General features: G+C 60.3%; 16 protein-coding genes. 12 read left to right on the plus strand and 4 right to left on the minus strand.

Translation table 11 applies throughout. The features are described from left to right. The first annotated feature begins 41 nt into the window (after positions 1-41). The 3 genes from dnaJ to KI617_RS14625 all read left to right on the plus strand — a co-directional run bounded on the left by dnaJ (position 42) and on the right by KI617_RS14625 (position 4,000). Entirely contained in the window at positions 42-1,181 is a 1,140-nt protein-coding gene (gene dnaJ / locus KI617_RS14615; RefSeq protein WP_226447473.1) for a molecular chaperone DnaJ, read from the plus strand. Between the two features lie 334 nt (positions 1,182-1,515). Beyond that, complete coding sequence (locus KI617_RS14620; RefSeq protein WP_226447475.1) at positions 1,516-2,664, plus strand: ABC transporter substrate-binding protein; 1,149 nt, start codon at positions 1,516-1,518, stop codon at positions 2,662-2,664. 187 nt (positions 2,665-2,851) lie between these two features. Further along, the gene (locus KI617_RS14625) at positions 2,852-4,000 is read left to right on the plus strand and encodes an ABC transporter substrate-binding protein (RefSeq protein ID WP_226447477.1); all 1,149 of its coding nucleotides are present in this window, start codon (positions 2,852-2,854) and stop codon (positions 3,998-4,000) included. Between the two features lie 48 nt (positions 4,001-4,048). Here KI617_RS14625 and cysS read toward each other — a convergent pair whose 3' ends face one another. Continuing rightward, positions 4,049-5,419 (minus strand): cysteine--tRNA ligase, encoded by a 1,371-nt coding sequence (gene cysS / locus KI617_RS14630; protein WP_226447478.1) that lies wholly within the window; start codon positions 5,417-5,419, stop codon positions 4,049-4,051. Between the two features lie 105 nt (positions 5,420-5,524). Between cysS and KI617_RS14635 the strand changes: the two genes are divergently transcribed. From KI617_RS14635 to KI617_RS14675, 9 genes are all read left to right on the plus strand, one after another. Then, entirely contained in the window at positions 5,525-6,667 is a 1,143-nt protein-coding gene (locus KI617_RS14635) for a nuclear transport factor 2 family protein (RefSeq protein ID WP_226447480.1), read from the plus strand. Beyond that, complete coding sequence (locus tag KI617_RS14640; protein ID WP_226447482.1) at positions 6,637-7,962, plus strand: L,D-transpeptidase family protein; 1,326 nt, start codon at positions 6,637-6,639, stop codon at positions 7,960-7,962. The genes KI617_RS14635 and KI617_RS14640 overlap by 31 nt, the downstream gene beginning before the upstream one ends. Continuing rightward, positions 7,962-8,534 (plus strand): peptidylprolyl isomerase, encoded by a 573-nt coding sequence (locus tag KI617_RS14645; protein WP_264180015.1) that lies wholly within the window; start codon positions 7,962-7,964, stop codon positions 8,532-8,534. Before KI617_RS14640 ends, KI617_RS14645 begins: the two co-directional genes overlap by 1 nt. 9 nt (positions 8,535-8,543) lie before the next feature. After that, complete coding sequence (locus tag KI617_RS14650; RefSeq protein ID WP_226447484.1) at positions 8,544-9,035, plus strand: peptidylprolyl isomerase; 492 nt, start codon at positions 8,544-8,546, stop codon at positions 9,033-9,035. Further along, positions 9,032-9,769, plus strand: coding sequence for a UDP-2,3-diacylglucosamine diphosphatase (locus tag KI617_RS14655; RefSeq protein WP_226447486.1), 738 nt, complete (start codon positions 9,032-9,034; stop codon positions 9,767-9,769). The genes KI617_RS14650 and KI617_RS14655 overlap by 4 nt, the downstream gene beginning before the upstream one ends. An 18-nt stretch (positions 9,770-9,787) precedes the next feature. After that, entirely contained in the window at positions 9,788-11,602 is a 1,815-nt protein-coding gene (gene recQ / locus KI617_RS14660; protein ID WP_226451889.1) for a DNA helicase RecQ, read from the plus strand. Between the two features lies 1 nt (position 11,603). After that, on the plus strand, positions 11,604-12,221 hold the full coding sequence (locus tag KI617_RS14665) for a DUF2238 domain-containing protein (RefSeq protein WP_226447488.1): 618 nt from the start codon (positions 11,604-11,606) through the stop codon (positions 12,219-12,221). A gap of 104 nt (positions 12,222-12,325) precedes the next feature. Next, complete coding sequence (locus tag KI617_RS14670) at positions 12,326-12,886, plus strand: carboxymuconolactone decarboxylase family protein (protein WP_226447490.1); 561 nt, start codon at positions 12,326-12,328, stop codon at positions 12,884-12,886. A gap of 21 nt (positions 12,887-12,907) precedes the next feature. Continuing rightward, complete coding sequence (locus KI617_RS14675) at positions 12,908-15,061, plus strand: PAS domain-containing hybrid sensor histidine kinase/response regulator (RefSeq protein WP_226447492.1); 2,154 nt, start codon at positions 12,908-12,910, stop codon at positions 15,059-15,061. Positions 15,062-15,086: 25 nt separating this feature from the next. Here KI617_RS14675 and KI617_RS14680 read toward each other — a convergent pair whose 3' ends face one another. The 3 genes from KI617_RS14680 to KI617_RS14690 form a co-directional block, all read right to left on the minus strand. Further along, positions 15,087-16,745 (minus strand): fatty acid--CoA ligase, encoded by a 1,659-nt coding sequence (locus KI617_RS14680; RefSeq protein WP_226447494.1) that lies wholly within the window; start codon positions 16,743-16,745, stop codon positions 15,087-15,089. 109 nt (positions 16,746-16,854) lie between these two features. Beyond that, positions 16,855-17,922 carry a tetratricopeptide repeat protein gene (locus tag KI617_RS14685; RefSeq protein ID WP_226447496.1) on the minus strand — a complete coding sequence of 356 codons (1,068 nt, stop codon included), beginning with the start codon at positions 17,920-17,922 and terminating at the stop codon, positions 16,855-16,857. Position 17,923: 1 nt separating this feature from the next. Then, entirely contained in the window at positions 17,924-18,751 is an 828-nt protein-coding gene (locus KI617_RS14690; protein WP_226447498.1) for an ExeA family protein, read from the minus strand. Positions 18,752-18,772: the final 21 nt, after the last annotated feature.

Genomic DNA, 18,772 nt, shown 5'->3' on the forward strand with positions numbered 1-18,772 from the left:
CGGCGGCGCTCGGCGCATTTGTCACTTGACGGGTAAAAACAATGTCAAAACGCGATTTTTACGAGATTCTCGGCGTCAACCGTGATGCATCCGACGACGAGATCAAGAAGGCCTACCGCAAGCTGGCCATGAAGCATCACCCGGACCGCAATCCGGACAATCCTGGCGCCGAAGAAAAATTCAAGGAAGCCAAGGAAGCCTACGAAATCCTCTCGGACAGCCAGAAGCGTGCGGCCTACGATCAGTTCGGCCACGCCGGGGTTGATCCGCAAGCCGGCATGGGTGGTGGCGGCTTCGGCGGTGGCGGCGGCGGTTTTGCCGATGCCTTCGGCGGCATTTTCGACGAAATTTTCGGCGGTCGCGCCGGTGGCGGTGGCGGTGGTCGCTCCAACATCTACCGCGGCGCCGACCTGCGTTACAACCTGGAAATTTCGCTGGAACAGGCTGCCCACGGCACGGAAACCAAGATCCGTATTCCGACCATGGAGGTCTGCGAGCCCTGCAACGGCTCCGGCGCCAAGGCTGGCACCCAGCCGAAGACCTGCCCGACCTGCGGCGGCTCCGGCCAGGTCCGCCTGCAGCAGGGTTTCTTCTCGATCCAGCAGACTTGCCACAAGTGTCACGGCACCGGCCGTTTCATCGCCGATCCTTGCAAGAGCTGCGATGGCGCTGGCCGCATCAAGCAACACAAGACGCTGGCCGTCAAGATTCCAGCCGGCGTCGATGAGGGCGATCGCATTCGTCTGTCCGGCGAAGGCGAGCATGGCGTCAATGGCGGCCCACCGGGTGATCTCTACGTGCAGATCCATCTCAAGCCGCACGCAGTATTCACGCGTGACCACAACGATCTGCATTGCGAGATGCCGATCTCTTTCACCGCCGCCGCTCTGGGTGGAGAAATCGAAATCCCGACGCTGGATGGCGCCGCATCGATCAAGATTCCGGCAGAAACCCAGTCCGGCCGCATCTTCCGTCTGCGCGGCAAGGGGATCAAGGGCGTCCGTAGCCACACTCATGGCGATCTGATGTGTCATGTCGTGGTCGAAACGCCGGTCAACCTGACCGAGCGCCAGAAGGAATTGCTGCGCGAACTGGAAGAGTCAAGCAAGGACAACAACGCCAAGCACAACCCACGCTCAAAATCGTGGATGGACAAGGTCAAGGACTTTTTTGCCGAGTGATTGCCTGACCTTGCAGTTGAGGCTTCAAGGAGAAGGATTTCTTTGCGGAATAATTAGCGGACTGACTTTTCCTGCCGAGTAGTGAATCAAGACCCGAGCCCATGCTCGGGTCTTTTTTTGTCCAAACCCATGAGAAGGGCTATCGAAACAATTTTCAATTTCCGGTAGTTGTCGCATGAGCCCAGACAAGGAATGCGCCCGTCCTCGATAGAGAATGGCAATATTTTTCACATTTCATAAGACTAATATCTCTATCCTGAGTGCTTTTGTGACAACGGCAAGCTTTCCCCTCATATAATTTGGAAATAACCTGGCACTTCATAGCGAGAAACTCATGAAAGCGATTCGCCTCATCCTGGTAGCCTGCCTGCTCAGCCTGGCATCGACCCAGCCATCCCTTGCCGAAACGGGTGTCACCGACACGACCATCACACTGGGCATGTCTGTTCCGCTGACCGGGCCGGCCAGCGGGCATGGACAAGAACTGAAGAATGTCATCACCGCCTATTTCGACCAGGTGAACAAGAATGGTGGCGTTAATGGGCGCAAGCTTCAGTTGACGGTCGTGGATGATGGTTACGAAGCCGAAAAGGCGGTCGCCAACACCAAGACCCTGATCGAAACCAATAAGGTCTTCGCTCTCTTGGGTTACTACGGCTCGACATCGATCACCGAAGCAATGAACAAGGCCTTCGGCCCGGCACGCGTTCCATTGATCGGCGGCGTTTCCGGGGCCATGTCTCTGCGCCTGCCGCCCGCCGGCAATCCGAACAATCGGTACATGTTCAGTCAGCGCGCCAGCTACGCCGATGAGGCTGAAGCCATAGGTCTCCAACTGGCGACTCTGGGCCTGAAAAACATTGCCGTTTTTTATCAGAACGATGGTTTCGGCAAGGCGGGCCTCGAGGGCCTGAGCAATGCGCTGAAGAAAAACAACCTGACCCCGTCGGCCACTGCCACGGTCGAACGCAACTCCGAAGACATCAGCAAGGCCGTTGAAGCAATTGTCAAGGTCAATCCACAAGCCGTGGTCATGGTGACCTTGTACAAACCGACCGCTGCCATGGTCAAGGCGCTGCGCAAGGCCAACCAGAACCCGATGTTCATGACCTTGTCGCCGGTCGGCCCCGACCAACTGACCCAGGAACTAGGCAACGATGCCCGCGGCATCGGGATTTCGCAGGTGATGCCCTACCCCTGGAACGACACGATTGCCGTCGTCAAGGAATATCAGCACCTGGTAGGCAAGCAGGTTCCCTACTCTTACATGAGTCTTGAGGGATTCATCATCGCCAAGATGGCCGTCGAGGCTATCCGCAAAGCAGGCGGCAAGGAACTCTCGCGAGAAAAACTGGTATCCACCCTTGAGGGCATGAACCAGGATTTCGGTGGTTATCGCATCAACTTCAGCCCCAACAGCCACGCCGGATCGCAATTTGTCCAGCTGACGGTGATCGGCGCCAGCGGAAAGCTGATCAAATAAGCGGCCAGGATTTTCCCAATGAGCCAACGGGCTGTGCGCCAAGCGCCAGCCCGTTTTTTTATGCCCGAAAAATCATTTTGGCCTCGGTGATTGGCGCCCATCCCCAGTCTGTAAGCAATCTGTCAGGTAACAAGACCATTCTCCATCGTGCCATCAAGTATCGTCCAACCATAAGGCAACAGAGACAATGAAATCACTACACAAAGTACTACTTGCCGGCCTGCTGGCACTGGGCCTGAATCTGGCCCATGCCGAGGTCGGCGTTACCGACTCGAGCATAACACTGGGCATGTCCGCGCCCTTCACCGGCCCGAACGGGCTGTACGGCATGCAGATGCGGGAAGCCATGCTGGCCCATTTCGATCAGGTCAACAAAAGCGGTGGCGTCAACGGGCGGAAAGTCGAATTGATTACCATCGATGACGGTTACGAGACCGAACGCACCCTTAGCAATACCAAAACCCTGATCCAGGAGAAGCAGGTCTTCGCCCTGATGGGCTACTACGGCTCGACACCAACGACCGAAGCCATGAACAAGGTCTTCGGCCCGGCCAAGGTACCGCTGGTCGGCACGATCTCTGGCGCTGGAACGCTGCGTGAGCCGCAGTCGACCAACCCGAACAGCCGCTACATGTTCAACATTCGCGCCAGCTACGCCGATGAAGCCGAAGCGATCGTCAACCAGATTATCGCGCTGGGCCTGAAAAACATTGCAGTGCTCTACCAGAATGACGGCTTCGGGAAGTCCGGCCTGGAAGGCGTTACCAATGCCCTCAAACGGGCCAACCTCGCTCCGGTTGCGGTTGGAACGGTCGAACGAAACTCGCTGGATGTTGCCAAGGCAACCGAAGCAATCAGCAAGGTCAATCCCCAGGCAGTGGTAATGGTCACCCTGTACAAGCCGACCGCTGCGTTCGTCAAGGCAATGAAGCAACTCGGCCAGTTTCCGATGTTCCTGACGCTGTCCCCGGTCGGGGCCGAAGTATTGGCGCAGGAACTGGGCAATGATGCCCGCGGCATCGGCATCTCCCAAGTAGTCCCGTATCCCTGGAACGACACCATCGGCATCGTCAGGGACTATCAGCGCCTGCTGGACAAGCAAAAAGACAAGTTCTCCTACTACGGTCTGGAAGGCTATATCACCGCTCGCCTAATGACCGAAGCGCTCAAGAAACTGGGCAAAGACGTCTCCCGCGAGAAACTCGTCACCACCTTGGAAGGCATGCAGAATTTCGATCTGGGCGGATTCAAGGTCAACTATGGCGCCAACAATCGCCTGGGATCTCGCTACGTCGAATTGACCGTGGTGGGCGCCGGCGGCAAGGTCATCAAATAAGCTGCACCCAATAACAAAATAGCCCGTTCAAGGACGGGCTATTTTTATTCAGGCGCGCCGCCAGCTGGTTCCCTGCGGACTATCGTCGAGAATGATCCCGGCTGCCTTCAGTTCGTCACGAATACGGTCAGCTTCGGCAAAATTCTTCGCTTTCTTCGCCGCTGCACGGTCGGCGATCATCTGTCCGATCGCCCCCTCGTCAAGACCACTGCTGCCAGCCCCACCCTGCAGGTAAGCCGTCGGTTCGCGCTCTAGCAAACCAATCACCCCACCCAGCGCCTTCAGCAGACCGGAGAATTCGGCACTCTTCTGGCGATTGGCCTCGGCAGCCAGCTCGAAGAGCACGGCGATCGCCCCATGCGAATCGAAATCCTCGTTCAATGCCGCGGCAAAACGGGAGGCAAATTCGTTGTTCCAGTCGATTTCGACAACGGCTGGCGGCACGTCGCGCAGAGCGAAATAAAGGCTATCCAGGCTACGCTTGGCGTCGTCCAGATGGGCATCCGAATAATTCAGCGGGCTGCGGTAATGAGCGCGCAGGATAAAGAAGCGAACGACTTCAGCGTCGAATTGTTCAAGCACGGTACGGATGGTAAAGAAGTTGCCCAGCGACTTGGACATCTTCTCGTTATCAACGCGGACAAAGCCGTTGTGCATCCAGTAATTGACGAAATTGCAGCAATTGGCACCTTCCGACTGGGCAATCTCGTTTTCGTGATGCGGGAACTGCAGATCCTGGCCGCCACCGTGGATGTCGAAATGCTGGCCGAGCAGCTTGGAGCTCATGGCCGAACATTCGATATGCCAGCCCGGCCGGCCCTCGCCCCACGGCGACTCCCAGGCCGGCTCGCCCGGCTTGGCATGCTTCCAGAGCACGAAATCGAGCGGATCCTGTTTGGCGGAATCGACTTCGACCCGCTCGCCGGCCCGCAAGTCGTCAAGCGACTTGCCTGACAGCTTGCCGTAACCCGGGAACTTGCGCACCGCGTAATTCACGTCGCCGTCCGTGGCGTGGTAGGCGAGACCATTGGCTTCGAGTTTGCCGATCAGGTCGAGCATTTCCGGCACGTATTCGGTCGCCCGCGGCTCGTGATCCGGTCGCTGCACACCGAGCGCATCGGCATCTTCATGCATGTAAGCGATGAAGCGATTGGTCAGCTGCTGGATAGTCTCGCCGTTCTCGATCGCCCGTTTAATGATCTTGTCGTCAATATCGGTGATGTTGCGAACATAGGTGACGTCGTAGCCGGCAGCCTTCAGCCAGCGGTAAACCATGTCGAAGACGACCATTACCCGGGCATGGCCGAGGTGGCAGTAGTCATAGACCGTCATGCCACAAACATACATGCGAACCTTGTTCGGTTCGATCGGGGTAAAAACCTGTTTTTCGCGCTTGAGGGAGTTGTATATCTTGAGCATGCGGAGATCAATTCGGGGCGCCGCCGGCACGCTAAAACCTATGGATTCACCGGCGTTTTTGGTAGAATCGGAGGATTAAATAACGCCGAAAAGTATAGCATAGCGATGACCTCAACCTCCCTGCTCCAGCCCCGTTTTCAGCAGCTCAAGACGTTGCGTGCACTGGCGATCGGCCTGGCCATCGGCTTTGCTTCCCCGTCCTTTGCCGACAACCTGCCGGAAGTGCAGCGCCTGATCAAGCAGGGACAGTACCCGCAGGCGATGGAAAAGGTCGATGCCTACCTGAGCAGTCGTCCGAAGGATGCCCAGGGTCGCTTCCTCAAGGGCCTGATCTACACCGAGATGAACAAGCCAGCCGAGGCCATCGGCGTGTTCACCAAGCTATCCGAGGACTACCCGGAACTGCCCGAACCCTACAACAACCTGGCCGTGCTATACGCCCAGCAAAAGCAGTACGACAAGGCCCGCACGGCGCTGGAAATGGCCATCCGGACGCATCCGTCCTACGCCATCGCCTACGAGAACCTCGGCGATGTCTATGCCAAGCTGGCCAGCCAGGCCTACGACAAGGCGCTGCAGCTCGACAATTCCAATTCGACGACCCAGAACAAGCTGGCCCTGATCCGCGACCTGATCACTACCTCGGGCAAGGGTAACGTCAAGCCGCAGCCGGTGGCTACCGCACCAGCCGCTGCTCCAGCAGCCCCGATGGCGGCACCGGCAGCAGCGGTCGCGGTCAAGCCGACTGCTCCGGCCCCTGCCGCCGCAAGCGCCACGGTCGTAACATCCACACCCGGCGCCGCTGCGGCCACGCCGCCAGCCAAGCCAGTTCAGGTTGCAGCAGCCGCCCCGGCACCGGCCGCGACGCCAGCACCGGCGCCAGCCGCACCGGTCAAGGCGGCCAGCGGCGCCAACGACGACATCACCAAGGCCATGAGCGCCTGGGCAGATGCCTGGTCGCGCAAGGATATGCGCGCTTACCTGAATGCCTATGCCCAGGACTTCGATACGCCCAAGGGTATGAGCCGCAAGGCCTGGGAGCAGGAGCGCGAACAGCGCATCGCCGGCAAGGGTGGCAAGATTTCCGTTTCCTTTGACAGCCCGCAAATCACCGTCAATGGTGACAAGGCGACCGTCAAGTTCCGTCAGCATTACAAGGCGACCGGTTTGAGCAGCTCGACCACCAAGACTTTGATTTTTGTTCGTTCGGGTAGCAAGTGGCTGATCAAGGAAGAAAACGCCCGCTGATGGTCAAAGGCAGATTCATTCTGGCCGGAGTGGCAGCCCTGGTGGCTGCCGGTGCTCTGGCCAAACTGTCAGACAAGCCGAACGCCTCCCGCCTGGCCGAGTTCGAAGCGGTTTCGACCGCCCCGAGCGCAAGAAGCGCCGCCGAAATGCTCGCCTCCGGCTCAGCGTTCGCAGCGACCATTTCCGACTCCGGCCCGGAAGAGGTGCTGGCCAGGATCTTTGCCGAAATCGAGGCCAATCGCCTGAGCAACGCCCTGCAGCTGACTGAGGCCTTGCTGCATCAGCATCCGAATTACCGCCTGGCCAACCTGATCAAGGGTGACCTGCTGCTTGCCCGCACGCAGCCGATCCAGACTTTCGGTGCGCTCAACGACGCACCTGCCGACAAGGTCGCCGACCTGCGCGCCGAAGCTCTCGTCCGCCTCAAGGCCTATCGCGAGAAGCCGCCGGCTGATTTCGTGCCGCGCTACCTGCTGCAGATGCAACCGGACCAGCGCTACGCCATCGTGGTCGACACCAAGCGTTCCCGCATGTATCTGTACGAGAACGACAAGAAACACGATGGACGGCCGCGCTTTGTGGCCGACTACTACATCACCCACGGCAAGCTAGGTGCTGAAAAGCTGGTCGAAGGCGATAAGAAGACACCGGTTGGCGTTTATCACGTGACGGCCAACCTGCCCAAGCAGAAGCTGGCCGATCTCTACGGGAGCGGCGCTTACCCGCTGAACTATCCGAACGAATGGGACAAGCGTCAGGGACGAGGCGGCAGCGGCATCTGGCTGCATGGCACGCCGTCCAATACCTTTGCCCGCCCACCGCGCGCCTCCGACGGCTGCGTCGTGCTGACCAATCAGGATCTCGATGTCGTTGCCAAGAACCTGCAGGTTGGCCTGACGCCGGTGATCATCAGCAACTCGGTCGAGTGGCTGTCGCTGGATGACTGGGCCAAGGAACGCAGCGAACTGAACAAGACCATCGACGCCTGGCGCGCCGACTGGGAAAGTCGCGATACCGACCGCTATCTGAAGCACTACTCGAAGCGTTTCAAAGCCGGCGAGCAGGATTTCAGCGAATATGCGGCCCAGAAAAAACAGGTCAATGCCGGCAAGGAATGGATCAAGGTCAAGGTCGACAACCTGTCCGTATTCCGTAACCCGGGCAAGGATGAAGTCGTCGTCGTCACCTTCGATCAGGATTACCGCAGCAACAACCTGAACAACCAGATGAAGAAGCGCCAGTACTGGCTGCGCGAAGACGGCAAATGGAAAATCATTTACGAAGGAAGTGCCTGATGTTCAAAAAAATCTCGGTTCTCGCCGCTGGCCTGCTGGCGTCGGCAATGGTCTGGGCTGCCCCGACCGTCGAAATGACCACTAATCTGGGCAAATTCACGCTTGAGCTGTACCCGGAAAAAGCGCCGAAAACGGTCGAATTTTTCCTCTACAACGCCAAGCACGGCTTCTACGAAGCGACCATTTTCCACCGCGTCATCGATGGCTTCATGATCCAGGGTGGTGGCTTCAGCAAGGCCATGGAAGAAAAGAAAACCCTGACCCCGGCGCTGCAGAACGAAGCCACCAATGGCCTGACCAACGACCGTGGCACGGTCGCCATGGCCCGCACGCAAGACCCGCATTCGGCCCGCGTCCAGTTCTTCATCAACCTGAAGAACAACGATTTCCTGAACCACCGCACCAGCGCCGACCCGCGCGGCTGGGGCTATGCCGTCTTCGGCAAGGTCACCCAGGGCATGGACGTGATCGACAAGATTGCCAAGGTGCCAACCGGCAGCGCTGGCTACTACACCGATGTTCCGACGACGCCCGTTGTCATCCAGAACGTCAAAATCATCTCTGAAAAGTAAGGTTTCCCCATGATCAAGCTCACCACCAACCACGGTGTCATCACCCTCAACCTGGATGCCGAGAAGGCCCCGAAGACGGTTGCCAACTTCATCTCCTACGTTGAAGCCGGTCACTACAACAACACCATCTTCCACCGCGTCATCAAGAATTTCATGATCCAGGGTGGCGGCATGGAACCGGGCATGGGCCAGAAGCCCTGCCAGGCGCCGATCGAGAACGAGGCCGCCAACGGCCTGAAGAACAAGCGCGGCACCGTTGCCATGGCCCGTACCAACGATCCGCACTCGGCCACTGCACAGTTCTTCATCAACACCGTCGACAATGATTTCCTCGACTTCAAGTCGCCGTCCGGCCAGGGCTGGGGCTACTGCGTGTTCGGCGAAGTGGCCGAAGGCATGGATGTCGTCGACAAGATCCGCGCCGTCAAGACCGGCAACAAGGGCTTCCATCAGGACGTTCCGGCTGAAGACGTGATCATCGAGAAGGCCGAGATCGTTTGATCTTCTTCATCTCCGATCTGCACCTGTCGCCCCGGTCACCCGGGGCGACTGCTTTGTTCCTCCGGTTTTTGTCGGGCCGCGCCCGCCAGGCGGAGACGCTGTACATCCTTGGCGACCTGTTCGAGGCGTGGATCGGCGATGACGACATCGACGCCCCCTATCACGCAAAAATCGTCGCTGCCCTGCGCGCCGCCAGCGAAGCCGGGCTGAAGATTTACCTGATGCACGGCAACCGCGACTTCCTGCTGGGGGAACAGTTTGCAGCCGCAACGTGTGCAAAGCTGCTGGCTGACCCTTACGACCTCGCCCTGCCCGAATGGTCTTTCGTCCTCTCGCACGGCGATGCCCTCTGCCTTGATGATGCCGACTACATGGCCTTCCGGGCCAAGGTTCGCGATCCGGCCTGGCAAAAGGCGATGCTGGCCAAGCCGCGTTTCCTGCGCCGCTTGGTGGCCCGCCTCATGCGCTGGCGCAGCCGGGCCAGTCAGCGGGCCAAGTCCGATCCCTATACCGATCTCCAGCCGGCGGCGACTGATGACTTCATCCGCGACCACGGCTACTGCACCTTCATTCACGGTCACACGCACCGACCTGCCAAGCATGATCATATTATTGACGGCATTCACGTCGAACGCTGGGTGCTGGCCGACTGGCACGAAGATCGCGGTGAGTGTCTGGCCTGGGATGGCGAGATGCTGACGCGTGAGGCCATCCTCCCTGAAAAACGGCTTTAAACCGTGCCGACCGAAACTATGGCCAACGCCAACGCACTGAACCTCCTGCGCGACGTCTTCGGCTATCCGGCCTTCCGTGGCGAGCAAGCCGAGATCATCAACCACGTCGCCACCGGCGGCGATGCGCTGGTCCTGATGCCGACCGGCGGCGGCAAGAGCCTGTGCTACCAGATTCCCGCCCTGCTCCGCCCTGGCTGCGCCGTGGTCGTTTCGCCGCTGATCGCGCTGATGCAGGACCAGGTCGATGCGATGATCCAGCTTGGCGTCAAGGCCGCCTGCCTGAATTCGACACTCGCCTGGCAGGAGGCGCAGGCCGTCGAGCAGGCCATTTTCAGCGGCAATCTCGACCTCGTCTATATCGCCCCCGAACGCCTGCTGCTCGACCGTACGCTGGCCATGCTCGATGCGCTGTCGGAAGCCGGCAAGCTGGCACTGTTCGCCATCGACGAGGCGCATTGCGTCTCGCAATGGGGTCATGATTTCCGACCGGAATACCTGCAACTGTCGGCGCTGCACGAGCGTTATCCGCAGGTGCCACGCATCGCGCTGACCGCCACCGCCGACCAGGCGACGCGCAACGAGATCCTGCAGCGACTCGGCCTAGGCGAGGCGCGCGTCTTCCTCTCCAGCTTCGACCGCCCGAACATTCGCTACACCGTGGTCGAAAAGGACAACGCCAAGAAGCAGTTGCTCGGTTTCCTGACCGGCCGCAAGGGTCAGGCTGGTATCGTCTATTGCCTGTCGCGCAAGAAGGTCGAGGAAACGGCCGAATGGCTGTCGGCCCAAGGCTATCCGGCGCTGCCCTACCACGCCGGCCTGCCCGCCCCCGAACGCGCCGCCAACCAGCGCCGTTTCCTGCGCGAGGAAGGCCTGATCATGTGCGCCACGATCGCTTTTGGCATGGGTATCGACAAGCCGGATGTCCGCTTCGTCGCCCACCTGGATTTGCCCAAGAGCATTGAAGCCTACTACCAGGAAACCGGCCGGGCCGGCCGCGATGGCGAACCCTCGGAAGCCTGGATGACCTACGGCATGCAGGACGTCGCGCTGCAGCACGCGCGCATCGCCGAATCCGGCGCCGCCGAGGGCCAGAAGATTCTCGAATCGCAACGCCTGACCGCCCTGCTCTCCTACTGCGAAGCGCCCCGCTGTCGGCGCCAGGTGCTGCTCAATTACTTCGGTGAAGAGCGCGAGCCCTGCGGCAATTGCGACGTATGTACCGAACCGCCGGAACTGTGGGATGGCACGCAGGCTGCACAGAAGGCGCTGTCGGCCATCTTCCGTACCGGCATGCGCTTCGGCGTCACCCACCTGACCGACATCCTGCGCGGCAAGGCGACCGACAAGGTCAAGCAGTGGAACCACGACCAGTTGCCGACCTTCGGCGTCGGCGGCGATCTTGACGACCACGCCTGGAAAAGCGTCTTCCGCCAACTCGCAGCGGCCGGGCTGGTCCATGTGGACATGGCCGAGCATGGCGCACTGCAACTGACCGAGACGGCGCGTGAAGTGCTCAAGGGTCAGCGTACGGTGCAACTGCGCCGCCCGGTCAAACGCAAATCGACACCTTCCAGGTCGTCGAGCAGCGCCGTCGTCAGCGATCTGTCGCCAGCCGATGACGCACTGTTCCAGTTGCTGCGCAAGTGGCGAGCCGATACCGCAAAGGAGCAGGCGGTGCCGGCTTACGTCATCCTGCACGACAAGACCCTGCGCGAACTGGCCGAAGTCCGCCCGGTCAGCCATGGCCTGCTGGCCGGCATCACCGGCATGGGCAGCGCCAAGATCGAGCATTACGGCGCGGAATTGCTCGACCTGATCCGCAACGAGGGCTGACATGGCACAACGCGACACCCTCAACGCGACGCTGGCCGCCATCGTCATTGCGGTACTGGTCGTTTCGGGTATTGCGCCCTACGAGCGGCTGACCTGGTTCATGGAAGTCGCCCCGGTGCTGATTGCCTTGCCGCTGATGATCGCGACGCGACGCAGCTATCCGCTGACGACACTGCTCACCGTACTGATCACCGTCCACGCGCTGGTGCTGATCGCCGGCGGGGCCTACACCTACGCCCGCGTGCCGCTTGGCTTCTGGATGCAGGACTGGCTCGGTACGGTGCGCAACCCTTACGACAAGATAGGCCATTTCATGCAGGGCTTCGTGCCAGCCATGGTCGCCCGCGAAATCCTGATCCGCGGCGCTTATGTGCATGGTCGCAAGATGACCGCTTTCCTCTGCATTTGTATTGCCATGGCGATCAGCGCCGTCTATGAACTGATCGAGTGGGCCGCTGCGCTCTACCTTGGCCAGGGCGCCGACGAATTCCTCGGCACGCAGGGCGATCAGTGGGACACACAATCGGACATGTTCATGGCCCTGATTGGCGCTACGATAGCCATGGTGCTGCTGTCGCGCTGGCATGACCGGCAGTTGGCCGGGTTGCGCCAGGACTAAGCCGCTGCCGCGCCGCGATCCCTCGCGGCAATCTTGATGGCATTACCCGGGAAATAATGCGACAATAATCGCATATTTGACAAATTTCTATTCGAGGTCATCTCATGCAACGCTATGTTCTCACCGACTACGCCAGCGCATCCAAGGAAACCCAGGCGGTTTACGATGACTTCATGAAAACTACCGGTGCCACGGCAGTTCCCATCTGGCTGCAAAGCCTGGGCCACAACGCCGCCCTGACGCGGGCCTACTGGGAGCGGGCCAAGGGGACGCTGTTCTCCGGCGCGCTGCCGTTGCCGCTCAAGGAAATGATCGTCTTTGTCGTTTCGGCCAAGAACGGCGCACGCTACTGTTCGGCCTGCCACGCCCAGAACGTGCTCAGCCTGGACAAGAACCTGGCCTTCGACGACTTGAAGAGCCTGGCCAATGCCAGCTCAGCCCTTGGCCTGCCGGCCTATTACCGGACCGTGGTGGATTTTGCGATCAAGGTGGTCTCCGACCCCAATTGTCTGGATGACGCGGATTTCGAAGCGCTGCATGAAGAAGGATTCAGCAAGGAAGAAATTTGCGAAATCATCGCCGTTATCGACCTGGCCACGATGTTCAATGTCTATACCAGCTCGTTGCGCCTGGACCTCGATCCGAACTACGTCGCCATTCTCTGATCCTCTTTTTCAGTACGCCTGATGAACAGCGAATTTAAGCACTGGCAGGCCCCGATCAATCAGAACCTGGTTCGCTACGAAGCGCTTGTCCAGCTTTTTGAAGAAATCCAGCTGGTCGATGACATTGAAAAAATTGCTCAACGGGTAGCCACCCGCTGGAAATACTTTGCCAATGTCGCGAGCTGGCGCCTTGTCGTGCGGAACGACCCGGCCTTCATGGTCATCGACGGCGCTCGCGGCGAAGCGGCCGTTGCCAATGCGGCCGGGCTCGACGACTGGGACGCCCATCACTGGGCAAGCGAAAAGCCTTGTCTGTTCAAAGCGGAAAGTGCAGCGCAGGGCCACCCGTTACCGCCCGCCCACCTGCTACGTCCCGGCCTGCAGGAAATAGAAGTCCAGCCCTTCATGCAAGGCGACGAATGTATCGCCCTGCTCAGTGTCGCCTCACGGCACGAGCCCTTCAGCGATCTCGACAACAAGTTCATCCGGCTGCTTGGCAACCAACTGGCCGGTCGTTTGTTCGACCTGATGTTGCGCCAGCGCTCAACCCGCCTGCTCAAGGCCAGCGAAGCCCGTTACCGGAATCTGGCCGACAACTCGGCCGACTGGATTTGGGCGATGACTCCGGAAGGCCAGACCACCTACACCAACGAGCGTTGCCGTGACATGGTCGGCCTGAGCCAGGAAGAGATCTATCGCATACCGCTTGGCGCGCTGCTACACCCCGATGACCAGCCCGTCGCCATGGATATCCTGCGCCAGGCTGCAGCGTCCCGACAGGGCTGGAAAAACGTCCTGTTGCGCTTCCGGCATTCGGATGGCAGCTACCGCCATCTTGAATCCAATGCCTCACCGCTTTTCGACGACGATGGAAAATTGATCGGCTTTACCGGCGTCGATCGCGATGTCACCGAACGGCTCCTGGCCGACAAGGAACTGAAGCGCCATCGGGATCACCTGGAAGAGCTGGTCGCCACCCGCACCGCCGACCTGTCGCTGGCCAAGGAACTGGCCGAGGCGGCCAACCGGGCCAAGACCGCCTTTCTGGCCAACATGAGCCATGAATTGCGGACGCCGATGAACGGCATCATCGGCATGACCGATTTGGCATTACGCCGCGCCACCGACGAAAAACTGCAGCGGCAACTCAAAGTCATCTCGGAGTCTTCTCACCACCTGCTCAGCGTCATCAGCGACATTCTCGACATTTCGCGCATCGAGTCGGAGCGCATGAAGCTGGACACCCGGGAATTCCGGGTCAGCGATATCGTTTGGCAACTGCTCGGCGTAGCGCAGGCGAAAGCCGAGAAAAAAGGGCTGAGAATCAACGTAGACCTTCCCCCGGAAATAGATCAACAGGCGGTTACCGGTGACTCGCAGCGCCTGAAACAGATACTCAGGAATTTCATCCACAACGCCATCAAATTCACCGAGCGAGGGGAAATCGACCTTTCCGCGCAGGTGATCGAACAGACGCCAGACAGCATCGTGCTGCGATTCGAGATACGCGACACCGGTATCGGCATTTCAGCGGAAACCCAGCAGCGCCTGTTCAGCCCCTTTGAACAGGCCGACAACTCGATGACGCGAAAGTACGGCGGAACCGGTCTTGGTCTATCGATCAGCAAGCGCCTGATCCGGATGATGGGCGGCGATCTCGGCGTGGATAGCATCGTCGGCCAGGGCAGCACCTTCTGGTTCACGGTGCAACTGGGCAAGCCGGTGAATTCCGAGCACCCGGCCGACACGCCAGGCGAGAACGCCGAAACACGGCTGCGCGAGGGCTACGCCGGAAGCCGCATCCTGCTTGCCGAGGACGAGCCGGTGAATCAGGAAGTGACCCGAGCCCTGCTCGAAATTGTCGGTCTGGAGGTCGATGTGGCGGAAGACGGGCAGGCAGCGGTCGACATGGCCTCACTGAAAGCCTACGACCTGATTCTGATGGACATGCAGATGCCTCGCCTGAACGGACTCGACGCGACGCGGCGTATCCGCGCTCTGCCCGGCTACGTCGACATCCCCATTCTCGGGCTGACCGCCAACGCCCTCCCACAAGACCGGCAAGCCTGCCTGCTGGCCGGCATGAACACCCACATCGCCAAGCCACTCAAGTCGCAGGCACTTTACGGGCTGGTTCTGACCTGGCTGAAACAAGGCCCGAAGACGCCCATCTGACGGGCGTTTCCGGGTGCCAGGAAAATCAGATGCAGAGCGCCTCCGGGTCGGCCCGCATCAGCCGCTTATTCATCTTGCCGACGCTGGTTTTGACCAGGGTTTTCACGAAGCGCACTTGCAACAAGACCCCGTAACGCGAGATGCCGGCCGCTTCGATGGCGTGGGCGGCATAGTTGCGCAAGGCATGTTCGGTGATCTGGTCGACATGCTCCGGCTTGAGCAGCACCAAGGCGAGTGGGCGCTCACCCCACTTGTCGTCCGGCACACCGATGACCGCCACTTCATTGACCGCCTCGTGCTTGGCGATGATGTCTTCCAGTTGCAGCGAAGAGGTCCATTCGCCGCCGGTTTTGATCACGTCCTTGATGCGGTCAGTGACCTTCAGGTAGCCGGCCGGGTTGATGTTGCCGATGTCGGCGGTGTGCAGATAGCCGCCAGCCCATAATCCTTCCGAAGCCTCAGGCGCGCTGACATAACCCTGGGTCAGCCACGGTGCGCGGACGACCACTTCACCGCTCGCCTTGCCGTCATGCGGCACGTCGGCCATTTGCGGATCGACGATACGCAGATCGACCAGCGGCAGCGGCCGGCCGGTCTTGGCGCGGATCACCGCCTGCTCTTCCAGGGAACGATTGAGATCGGCGCTCTCCAGATGCGCCAGGCTCAACACCGGGCAGGTTTCGGACATGCCGTAGCCGGTAAACAGATCCATACCGCGCTTCTGGGCGGAAATGGCCATCGCTTCGGGCATGGCGGCGCCGCCAATGAGGATTTTCAGGCCAGTGAAATCGGTGGTCTTGGCGTGCGGGTGGCTGAGGATCATGTGCAGGATGGTCGGCACGCAATGCGAGAAGCTGACGCCCTCGGTGCTAATCAGGCGACAGATCACCTCCGGCTGGTAACGCCCGGGATAAACCTGCTTGACGCCCATCATCGTCGCCAGATACGGGAAGCCCCAGGCATGGACGTGGAACATCGGCGTCATCGGCATATAGACGTCTTCGCGATGGATATGCCCCTGCCGGTTGGCGCCACCGAGCGCTGCGGCGCAGCCCAGCGTGTGCAGCACGAGCTGGCGATGGCTGAAATAGACGCCTTTCGGATTGCCGGTCGTGCCCGTCGTGTAGAAGGTCGTCGCCTGCGCGTTTTCGTCAAAGTCAGGGAAGTCGTAGTCCGGGGAAGCCTCGGCCAGCAGGGCTTCGTATTCACCGATCATCGCCACCGGGGCGACCGGGAGTTCGGCCTCATCGCTGATCAGGACGATCGTTTTCACCGTTTCCAGCTGTCCAGCGATCTGCGTCAGGATGGCGAAAAATTCGCTGTTCACCAGCAGCACATCGGCCTTGGCGTGGTTCAAGGTGTAGAGAATCTGTTCCGGACTGAGCCGCACATTCACCGTCTGCAGGATCGCTCCCATCATCGGCACGGCAAAGAAGCATTCCAGATAGCGATGGCTGTCCCAGTCCATCATCGCCACCGTCTGCCCGGACTCGACCCCCAGGCCAGTCAGTACATTGGCCAGGCGGCCGATCCGCTCGTTCAGCGTCCGGTAGTTGTAGCGCAGCTTGCCCTGATAGGTAATCTCCTGCTCCGGCGCGATGGCCAGCGGCGTCAGCAGCAATTGCTTGATGAGCAGCGGATATTGATAGGCAGAAACCGTCGACTGGACGAGTTTGATTGGCATTTGATTCTCCCTGGTCTTTTATTGTGCGTGGCGGTCGACGCCGCCAACAGGGGAATTCTACGCGCCTGTGACAGCCAGATGACGGCCCGGCGCGCGGGAAAATGCGTGCTTAATGCAGATGCTGCTCGGCAATCGCCGCCAAGTCGGGCGACAGGGTCCCGGAAGCCACGCCGCGCCGGAAGGCATCCTTTGCCTCCGGAACCCGGCCATCCGCTTCCAGTGCCAGCCCAAGCCCCAGCCACCAGCGCCCTTCGTTCGGCGCCAGGCGGGTAGCGCGCTGGTAATGGCCCACAGCCAGACGCTGGGCGCCGAGACGGGACTTCAGGTGCCCCTGAAAACCGGCATAGTCGGCATTGGCTTCGGCATATGCCTGCGAACGAGCCAGCGTGCGATCAGCCTGAGCCAGATCACCGTGTTCGAGTTGCAGGCGGGCCAGGGACATCGCCCAACCGGTCTGAGCTGGCTGAAGCTCGACCCCCTCCTGCAGCACGACCATCGCCTCATCGGTCTTGCGCAGGTCGAGCAACTGACGAAGCAGCGCCTGACGGACCTGAACATAGGACGGATCCTGCTTCAGCGCCGCCCGCATGCCGTCGAGGCCTTCGGCGCTGCGGCCTGAAGCCAGCGCATTTTCCGCCTTGCGGTACTCGGCATCGGCACGATCGCGCGGGGTTGCCGCTATCGGGCTTTTCTCGATCTTGACGGGTCCTGCCGGTGCGGAGGCTGGCGGCTTGGGCGCATCCGGAGCCGCCGCGGCAGCTTCGGTTTTCACCCCACTGGCTGCAGCCATCGGCACCACCGGATCCGGCACTGGCAGCACCGGCGCGGCGGGAAGCGGCAGGACTTCAAGATTCGAAGCCAAACGCAGTTTTTCATCCACCGACTCGGCGGCCACAACGGGTGCCAGAGGCGGTGGCGGAGGAACCACCACCGGCGGCACCGGTGCGACAGCCGGGGTTGGCTCAAGCCCCAGCAAGGGCTGCAGACGGCCATCGGCATAAAGGACTGCACCAGCAATCGCCACCATCAATCCACCGGCCAGCAGCCACTTAAGGCCGCGACCAGCGCGATTCGATCCGGCCGGCAGGGAGCGGATTTCGCGCTGCAGATTCTGGCGCGCCAGATCGTCGGGACGCTTGGTCTCGAGATTGCGCAGCATGTCGTTGATCAGACTCATCTCACCACCATCCGGCCGAAGCAGCACCTTCGGTATCGCCGGCGGCCTGACGGACATGGCTGGCCGCTACAGCATGTTTGCCCTCACCATAAACCGACAGCAAGGATTTATGGGCCAGGATATTGAGCAGACGCGGCGTGCCACGGCTGGCCCGGTGCAGGCAGCGCACCGCACGCGGCCCGAAAACATCCTCACCCCGATAACCCGCCACGCGCAGACGGTGGGCCAGATATTTGGCCACCTCTTCCCGAGCCAAGCCACTCAACTGGTAATGAAACGCGATGCGCTGCAACAACTGGCGAACCGAGGGTTCGGCCAGCTTGCGATCGAGTTCAGGCTGGCCGAACAGGACGATCTGCAGCAGCTTGCGCTTCTCGGTTTCCAGATTGGACAGCAGACGCAGCGACTCCAACGTCTCCAGCGGCATGGCCTGCGCCTCGTCGATGCAGACAACTACCTGTCGTTCCGCTGCCGCATAGTTGAGCAGGGCATGATTGACGCTTTTCTGCAGGTGGTAATCATCGCTACTGGCATCCACTTCGACGCCCAGCTCTTCGGCCAAGGCCAGCAATAGCGTGCGTGGCGCCAGATAGGGATTGGGCAGATAGGCGGAAATGCTGCCTTCTGGTAGTGCCTGCAGCAATCGGCGACACAGCAGTGATTTGCCAGTACCGACCTCGCCGGTGATCTTGATGAAGCCCTCGCCGCTATTCAGGGCAACGAGCAGGGTATTGAGCGCTTCCTGATGGCTGCGCGTGACGACCGTGAAACTGGTATCCGGCGTGATACTGAAGGGCAGCTCGGTCAGGCCGAAGTGATCAAGATACAACGCTAGCCGCCCTTGCCAAGG

This window comes from Ferribacterium limneticum, from assembly GCF_020510625.1.
Classification (GTDB): Bacteria; Pseudomonadota; Gammaproteobacteria; order Burkholderiales; family Rhodocyclaceae; genus Azonexus; species Azonexus limneticus_A.

What these genes read in the sequence shown, in the direction of transcription:
- dnaJ (WP_226447473.1), top strand. Translation starts at nt 42, where the DNA reads ATGTCAAAACGCGATTTTTACGAGATTCTCGGCGTCAACCGTGATGCA.
- KI617_RS14620 (WP_226447475.1), top strand. Translation starts at nt 1,516, where the DNA reads ATGAAAGCGATTCGCCTCATCCTGGTAGCCTGCCTGCTCAGCCTGGCA.
- KI617_RS14625 (WP_226447477.1), top strand. Translation starts at nt 2,852, where the DNA reads ATGAAATCACTACACAAAGTACTACTTGCCGGCCTGCTGGCACTGGGC.
- cysS (WP_226447478.1), bottom strand. Translation starts at nt 5,419, where the DNA reads ATGCTCAAGATATACAACTCCCTCAAGCGCGAAAAACAGGTTTTTACC.
- KI617_RS14635 (WP_226447480.1), top strand. Translation starts at nt 5,525, where the DNA reads ATGACCTCAACCTCCCTGCTCCAGCCCCGTTTTCAGCAGCTCAAGACG.
- KI617_RS14645 (WP_264180015.1), top strand. Translation starts at nt 7,962, where the DNA reads ATGTTCAAAAAAATCTCGGTTCTCGCCGCTGGCCTGCTGGCGTCGGCA.
- KI617_RS14650 (WP_226447484.1), top strand. Translation starts at nt 8,544, where the DNA reads ATGATCAAGCTCACCACCAACCACGGTGTCATCACCCTCAACCTGGAT.
- recQ (WP_226451889.1), top strand. Translation starts at nt 9,788, where the DNA reads ATGGCCAACGCCAACGCACTGAACCTCCTGCGCGACGTCTTCGGCTAT.
- KI617_RS14665 (WP_226447488.1), top strand. Translation starts at nt 11,604, where the DNA reads ATGGCACAACGCGACACCCTCAACGCGACGCTGGCCGCCATCGTCATT.
- KI617_RS14670 (WP_226447490.1), top strand. Translation starts at nt 12,326, where the DNA reads ATGCAACGCTATGTTCTCACCGACTACGCCAGCGCATCCAAGGAAACC.
- KI617_RS14675 (WP_226447492.1), top strand. Translation starts at nt 12,908, where the DNA reads ATGAACAGCGAATTTAAGCACTGGCAGGCCCCGATCAATCAGAACCTG.
- KI617_RS14680 (WP_226447494.1), bottom strand. Translation starts at nt 16,745, where the DNA reads ATGCCAATCAAACTCGTCCAGTCGACGGTTTCTGCCTATCAATATCCG.
- KI617_RS14685 (WP_226447496.1), bottom strand. Translation starts at nt 17,922, where the DNA reads ATGAGTCTGATCAACGACATGCTGCGCAATCTCGAGACCAAGCGTCCC.